The organism is Brachyspira catarrhinii (assembly GCF_005518285.1).
Taxonomy (GTDB): domain Bacteria; phylum Spirochaetota; class Brachyspiria; order Brachyspirales; family Brachyspiraceae; genus Brachyspira; species Brachyspira catarrhinii.
Genome location: NZ_SJDU01000085.1, coordinates 1 through 7,379, shown reverse-complemented (window position 1 = coordinate 7,379; position 7,379 = coordinate 1). Strand labels below are relative to the sequence as shown.

Genomic DNA, 7,379 nt, shown 5'->3' with positions numbered 1-7,379 from the left:
ACTCTTTGGAAATTTCAAATAAGCCTCGCGGAATAATTTACGATTCTAAAATGCGTCCTCTAACTATTAATATTCCCGCATACACGATATATATAGACACCCAAACTGTTAAATCGGACGGAAAGGAAGGAATGGATGTTAACGAAGGTTACGATAAAATATTTGGAATAATAGGAATAACTAAAGAAAAAGTTGGCGATTATCTTAAATCGAAAAGAAGGACCATAAGGCTGGCGCAAAATTTATCTTTAGATTCTTATAACAAAATGCAGGAAGTAAAAAGCGAATACGGAATAAGAAGCATATACGGAGCGGAAAGCCATAAAAGACTCTATCCTTACAACGATATTTTTGCTCATGTAATCGGATATATGAATAAAACGGAAACGGAAGGCTATGCGGGACTCGAGGCAAGCTACGAAAATATACTTTCGTCCGCAAACGATAATCCAAAAGATTTGATATTGACTTTAGACAGAGATATTCAAACAATAGTCAGAAACGAAGTCTTAAAAACCGTAGCAGAAAAATCTCCGCAATCGGCGACTATTATTGTGTCGGATGTGGAATCGGGGGCTATAATAGCGAATTATTCTTATCCTTCTTTCGACCCGAACAGTCCTTTTGAATATGTTAATAACGAGAGACTCGACAGAAGTATAATGAGCACGATTTACCCTGGCTCAACAATGAAAATATTCGCAGAACTTGCCGCAATGGAGCAAGGCGTAGTAAATAGAGACGAAAGATTTTACTGCAGAGGTTATTACGATTATAGTCCGCAGACGAGAATTCACTGCGACTATCCGCATGGAAATATAATTTTTGACGACATATTAAAATACAGCTGCAATTTTGCAATAGTGACAATAGCAGAAAGAATAGACAGAAGATTCTTTTACGATTATTTGAAAAAATTCGGTTTTGGAGAGAAAACGCATGTGGGACCTTATAAAAACGAATGGAGCGGAATTTATCATGATTTAAATAAATGGCATAGATTTTCGAGAGGTTATTTGGCAATAGGATACGATTTAAGCGTCACTCCGATGCAAATGGCTTCTTCTTATCTTCCGCTTTTAAATGGCGGTTATAAAGTTCCAATGCATGTTGTGGATTCTATATATAGCGGAGGAGAAAAGATAAGTTTGACGAACGGATTAAAAAAAGAAAGAATAATAGAATCTCAATATTCGCAGATTGCAAGAGTTCTTTTAAGAAAAGGAGTCGAATCTGGCTCTACGGGATTCAGAGCTAATTTGCTTAATATAGATGTGGTTGGAAAAACGGGAACGGCTATAACGGAAGTCATTAGAGGAGGAGCGGATAGCAAACCAGAAAAATATTATCAGTCGATATTTGTCGGAGGATTTCCTTTGGAGAATCCTAAAGTTTCGATACTTGTTTTGCTTGAGGACCCTCAGGGAAGCGGAGCGAGAGCTGCGGGTAGGGTGGCGACTCCACTTTTCGCTCAAGTCGCAAATCAAATAATACCGTATCTCGGACTTGGAGACGAAGAAATAAAAACTATAAACACAAACGAATTTTTATCTTTAATTCCTACTATAGACGAAAACGAAACAAACATTATGCCCGATTTGACTAAATTATCTTTAAGAGACGCTTTGAACGACATATCTTATATTGTAACAAATAATAATGCTAAAATAATTATTCAAGGCGAAGGTTATGTTTCGGAATTTTCCCCTCAAGCGGGAAACGTTATAACGAACGATTCCGTGATAAGATTAATACTTAACCCGCCTAAAAAAGTAGAGTAGAAATAAATTAAATAGGAATATTTTTTATGATTAAAACGATTGTTTTTGGAGAGCTTTTGTTCGATGTTTACGAGGATATTGCCGTTATAGGAGGAGCGCCTTTCAATTATTCGGTTCAGTTATCGAGACTCATATCAAAAGACGATAATTTGAAATTTATAACGGCGTTGGGGAAAGACGATTTTTCTAAAGAGGCTATTAAATTTATTGAAAATGAAAATATAGATTCTTCTCTGATACAACTTCTCGATAATTATGAAACGGGAAAAGCTACGGTATTTTTGAACGAAAATAAAGTTCCAGATTATATAATTCATGAAAATGTCGCTTGGGATAATATAGAATTTAGTTCGGATATTGAAAAAGCCCTAAAAGAGAGATACGATTTGTTTTATTTTAATATTCTCTCTTGCAGAAGCGAAAAATCTTATAACGCATTAAAAAATATATTCAAAAATATAGACGCAAAATATAAAGTATGCGATGTCACTTTTAGAAAAAACTATTACACAAAAGAAAAAGTAAAAGAGGCTTTGGATTTTATAAATATATTAAAAATAAACGATGACGAACTTCTGGCAATAAAAAATTTATTTTATCCTTCTTTAAAAATCGACTTAAAAAAAGACAGCGAAATATTATTAAGAAATTTGAATAAAGATTTTAATATAGATTATATATTTTTAACTTTGGGCAAAGACGGCGCCGCTTCTCTTCATAAAGGCGAATATATATTTAAGCCTTCGAATAAAATTAAAGTAGTCGATACGGTAGGTGCGGGCGATTCTTTTTGCGCCGCTTTAAGCTACGCTATTTTGAAAAAATCCGACATTAAAAAAGTTTTGGACTTCGCTTCGGCTGTCTCGGAAGAGATGATTCAAGTGAAAGGCGGAACGGCAAAATACGATGTGAAAGCAATAAAAGAAAGATTTAATATGGAATAATCGTTTACTTTGGAATCGAAGTTTGCAATCTTATAAAATCTCTATCTTTAGGAAATAATTTTAAAGCCTCTTCGGAAATTGTGTAAGCGTTATTATATCTCCTCGAATTATATTCCGATACGATATAATTATAATACGAAACTTTAAGATTATTTTCCAATACTTTAGCGTTATTGCCAGTGTCTTTTAAGCCTTGTTTATAAATCTGTATCGCGTTCGGAAAATCTTTTTTCCCTAAATACGAAAGTCCCATAGAATTATAGTAGCGAATTATAGTGTCTTTTGTCCTCGAATTGTTATTGTCGAAAATTAAAGCCTCTTCCAAATGTCTATAAGCTTCCTCATATTCCGATTTTCTTATATGTTCCAAAGCCGCTCTATTGAACGCTCTTATCAAATTATCGTTATACATTTCCGTGTCGGGCGATAGATAATAGGCTTTTTTTGCCATTATAATTTGTCTGTCCAAATCTCTTTCTATTTTTCTTAAGGAAATGGAATTCGGGTATAGAGTGGCGATTAAAGTTAAAATATCGACTTCGTTTCTGTTATTGTAATTTTGTTTTGGGACGAAAGTTATTATAGTTGACGAACCCGTATTTCTTATTTCTTTAGTTCCAGGGTCGAATCCTTTAGCTACGGTAGTTTCGACATCTATATTTCCTCTATCCGTATAAACCATACAAAACGCATGATTTGAAGTTAAAATTCCTTTTACATTAAAACCGAATTCCGTATATAGCAAAGAATATAATATGCTAGAAGTTAGGCAGTTGTATTCTCCCTTATATATCATATCTTGAAATAGAGTCGCCGTTTCAAAATATTTTTTTAATATTCCTTTTTCGTAAATCCATGCGAGCAATCTTTTTCCAAAATTGTAAGCTCCTTCGCTTGCGTATTGCGAGAGTTCCGTTTTTGCCAAATTTCTTATTTCGTTTAATTTGCCTTTATATAATTTAAACTCTTCTTCGTCCGTTATTCCAGAAGCTATTATAAATCCGTCATAATGCGTCTCTATATCGTTAGTCTGTCCTCTATCGATTTTAGTAAAAAAATCAAACTCCAATTTTGTCACTTCGCTCGAATTAAATTTTATTTTGTCGGAAGGTTTAGCGTATATTGTGGAACAAACAATTAATAAAAATAGCGCAATTTTAAAATATTTATTCATAATACTCCAATATTTTTTAATTTTCCAAATTCTCCAAATTATTAAGTTCGTCTCTATATTTTGCGGCGTCTTCGTATCTCTCTTCCTTTACCGCTTGCTCCAACAATTTTTGTATTTCTTCTTTCGTTTTGGCGCCGCTTTCGTTTGATTTTAAGTCTTTTTTAGTATTGTCGGAATTTTCTTTATCAAAAACTTGATAGTTGTAAGGAATTCCGCTTTTTACATCCGTTTCTTTCGCCGTCTCTCCGCTATCGTCCAATATCATTCCCGCTTTTTCTATAACATGTTCTTCTACAAAAATAGACGCTTGAAATCTTAAAGCGAGCGCTATGGCGTCAGAAGGTCGAGCGTCAATAAATATATTCTTTCCGTTATGGTCTATCACAAGTTTCGAATAATATGTGTCCAAATGAACATTGTCTATTATTATATTTACGAGTCGAATATTGCAGTTTTTAAATATGCTGTTTATAAGGTCATGCGTTAGAGGTCTTCCCATTTTATAATTAAATAACGCCGTTGCCATAGATTGAGCCTGCAAATAATCTATAAAAATCGGAATAACCTTTTCGGAATTTATTGGTCTCAACATAACGACAAAGCCTTTATCGGTAATAGCCAAACTGTGAACTTTCGCTTCAATCACTTTTATAATCCTCTCAAATATGAAATATAATAGTAAATATATTATTTGTCAATATAAAGTGTCGGATAATTATTATTTAAATTATTATAAATATAAAACCTTTAAAAAACAAATTAATTTATTCCCAATCTTTTAACCGCTTCGTCAATAATTTTTATAAATATATTATATATTTTAATTATTTACTCGAGTCTTTTGTCTCCCAAGGAAATAAAAGCCAATTATTATGATTAATATTTTTATAACTGTATTTCGGCTTTACTTTGCTCGTGTGTTCTCTAACAAAAAGCGCCGCAATATCGAATTTCTGCTCGTCAAAATATTTTAGAGTATCTCCCGTGTCGGAAATATCGTCCACTATTAAAGCGGCTTTATTCTTTACTTTTAATCTCCAAACCTCTTCCATATTAAGAACCATCGGAATATTCAGCCTATGCGACAACATAACCGCTGGAACTAATCCGCCCCTTGCGAGTCCGTAAAGAACCTCGTAATGAATTTTTGAATCTTCTATTTGTTTCGCTATCGTTTCTATCGCTTCGTTAATATTTTCCCAGCTTATTATATCGTATTCCATAATCTCTCCGATTTTAATTCTAATTATACTCTCAAATTTATTGAGAATTTATTTTTCAACATTTCAAGCAAAGAAGATTCAACCGAATTAATTTCTTCTTCTTTTAATGTTTTGTTAATATCGTAATAAGTGATTGAAATCGCTATCGATTGTTTTCCTTCTTCCACTTGCTCGCCGACATATCTGTCTACCACTTCGACATTTTGAATTATATCGCTGAATTTATTTATCGCTTTGATTACTTTGCTAAACTCTATATTATTGTCGCAAACCAAAGCCAAATCTCTGAATACCGCTGGATATTTTCCAATGTCTTTTAATTTTAATTTTTTCGCTCTCTCTTTAATAAGTTTCAATGTTTTTCTTATGTCAATATCCAAATAATAAACATCCGTGTTAATGTCGAATATTTCAAGGATTTTCGGATGAAGTTTGCCAATTATTCCTATTTTCTCTCCGAATATAACGATTTCCGCGGATATTGTAGGAACGAATAAATTATTTTCTTTTGCAATCAAATTATAATCCGAGCATTTCAAATCTTTTATCAATAATTCCTCGATTACTCCGCTCATATCAAAAAAATCGTAAACTCTCGCGTCTTTATTCCATAATTTTTCTTGATATAATCCGAACATAACAGCCGAAAGATGCTTTTCTTCGACAAATTTATCTCCGTTTTTATAAAAAATATTTCCCACTTCAAATAAAGCGCCGTTTTTATGCCTATGATTTTGATTATAAATTACATTATTCAATAAAGAAGCCAAAGCGGTAGGACGCAAAACATCCATTTCGCTTGTGAGAGGATTAACCACTTTAATAAATTTTTCTTCATCTATTCCGAATCGTTTGAAAATGGAACTATCTCCCATAGAATACTGTTTTGTTTCGTAAAGTCCGTAAGAAGCCATTTTATGCTTTATCAAGCTTATCTCTTCGTAATCGGTATTTATAGGATTGCATTTTATATGAGGAATATTCGAAGATATATTATTGTATCCGTAAACTCTCGCTATCTCTTCCACCAAATCTTCCGCTATCGACAAATCATGTCTGTAAAAAGGAACTTCCACTTTTAAACTATTTTCTCCCAAAGCGGAAACATTGAAATCGTATCTTTTGAATATTGAAGATATTTCGCTTCTATTCATATCAAGCCCCAAATATCTTTTTACAAGTTCGCAATCGAATATTATTTTGGTTATTTCAAATTGTTTCGTATTTACTTCTTTCGCTCTCGATGCTATTTTGCATTCGCTATCCAAAGTTATTATTAAATCCACCGCTTTATTTAACGCTGGCAAAGTCGCCGTATGGTCAATATCTCTTTCAAATCTATAAGAAGCGTCCGTTTTCGTATTTGTGGCGATGGAAGATTTTTTAACGATTATATGGTCGAAATAAGCCGATTCTATTAAAATATTTTTCGTGGTTTCTTCGATTTTTGTGGAATCTCCGCCCATAACTCCCGCAATTCCTATAGGATTTTCTTCGTCCGCTATGATTAAAACTTCTTCGCTTAATTCGACTTCTCTTCCGTCCAAAAGAATTATTTTTTCTCCGTTTTTCGCGTCTCTTACTATAATTTTTTCTCCTTTTATTTTATCGAAATCGTATGCATGCAAAGGCTGTCCGTATTCGAGCATAACATAATTTGTAATGTCGACTATATTATTGATTGGATTTACTCCGCATTTTCTTAATTTTTTTTGCATCCATTCTGGAGAGGGAGCAACCGTTATATTTTTTATTAATCTTCCCGTATATTTGTAGCAGCCTTTTAGATTTTCTATAGTTATATCGATATTTCCTCCAGCGGAATCGTAAGTATTCGCTTGATGGACGCTTACTCTTTTTTTCAATACCAAAGAACACTCTCTTGCAAAACCTATAACGCTTATCAAATCTCCTCTGTTTGCCGTAATTTCCACATTAAATATATAATCGCCTTCTCCGACTATTAAAGAAAGCGGTTTTCCTAAAATATCGTCCGCATTCAATCCCGCTTTATTTATATCTTCGTCCAATATCCATATTCCGTAAATTCCTTCGATTTCGTCATAGCCCAATTCCGTTCTCGAGCATAACATTCCGTTACTTTCGATATTTCTTATTGACGCTTTTTTAATCGTAAGTCCGTTTGGCAGTTTCGCTCCTATCAGCGCTACGGGAACGAATATTCCTTCTCTCACATTCGGCGCTCCGCAAACTATAGATAAAGTTTCGTCTCCTATATTGACTTCGGCATATACTT

At 33.4% G+C, this 7,379-nt stretch carries 6 protein-coding genes; 2 read left to right on the top strand and 4 right to left on the bottom strand.

What is annotated here, in order from left to right:
- Positions 1 to 5: 5 nt before the first annotated feature.
- Together EZH24_RS04740 and EZH24_RS04735 are read left to right on the top strand one after the other, a co-directional pair.
- Complete coding sequence (locus EZH24_RS04740) at positions 6 to 1,781, top strand: penicillin-binding protein (RefSeq protein ID WP_236847070.1); 1,776 nt, start codon at positions 6 to 8, stop codon at positions 1,779 to 1,781.
- Between the two features lie 26 nt (positions 1,782 to 1,807).
- Positions 1,808 to 2,725 (top strand): carbohydrate kinase family protein, encoded by a 918-nt coding sequence (locus tag EZH24_RS04735; RefSeq protein ID WP_137997972.1) that lies wholly within the window; start codon positions 1,808 to 1,810, stop codon positions 2,723 to 2,725.
- Between the two features lie 4 nt (positions 2,726 to 2,729).
- On the opposite strand, the gene EZH24_RS04730 is transcribed toward EZH24_RS04735, so the two are convergent.
- The 4 genes from EZH24_RS04730 to pheT all read right to left on the bottom strand — a co-directional run.
- Positions 2,730 to 3,899: a tetratricopeptide repeat protein gene (locus EZH24_RS04730; RefSeq protein ID WP_137997971.1), complete on the bottom strand. Its 1,170-nt coding sequence runs from the start codon at positions 3,897 to 3,899 to the stop codon at positions 2,730 to 2,732.
- Between the two features lie 16 nt (positions 3,900 to 3,915).
- Complete coding sequence (locus EZH24_RS04725) at positions 3,916 to 4,545, bottom strand: bifunctional nuclease family protein (protein ID WP_137997970.1); 630 nt, start codon at positions 4,543 to 4,545, stop codon at positions 3,916 to 3,918.
- Between the two features lie 178 nt (positions 4,546 to 4,723).
- Entirely contained in the window at positions 4,724 to 5,122 is a 399-nt protein-coding gene (locus tag EZH24_RS04720; RefSeq protein WP_137997969.1) for a phosphoribosyltransferase, read from the bottom strand.
- Positions 5,123 to 5,145: 23 nt separating this feature from the next.
- A partial coding sequence (pheT, locus tag EZH24_RS04715) for a phenylalanine--tRNA ligase subunit beta (protein WP_137997968.1) occupies positions 5,146 to 7,379 on the bottom strand: 2,234 nt, incomplete at its 5' end.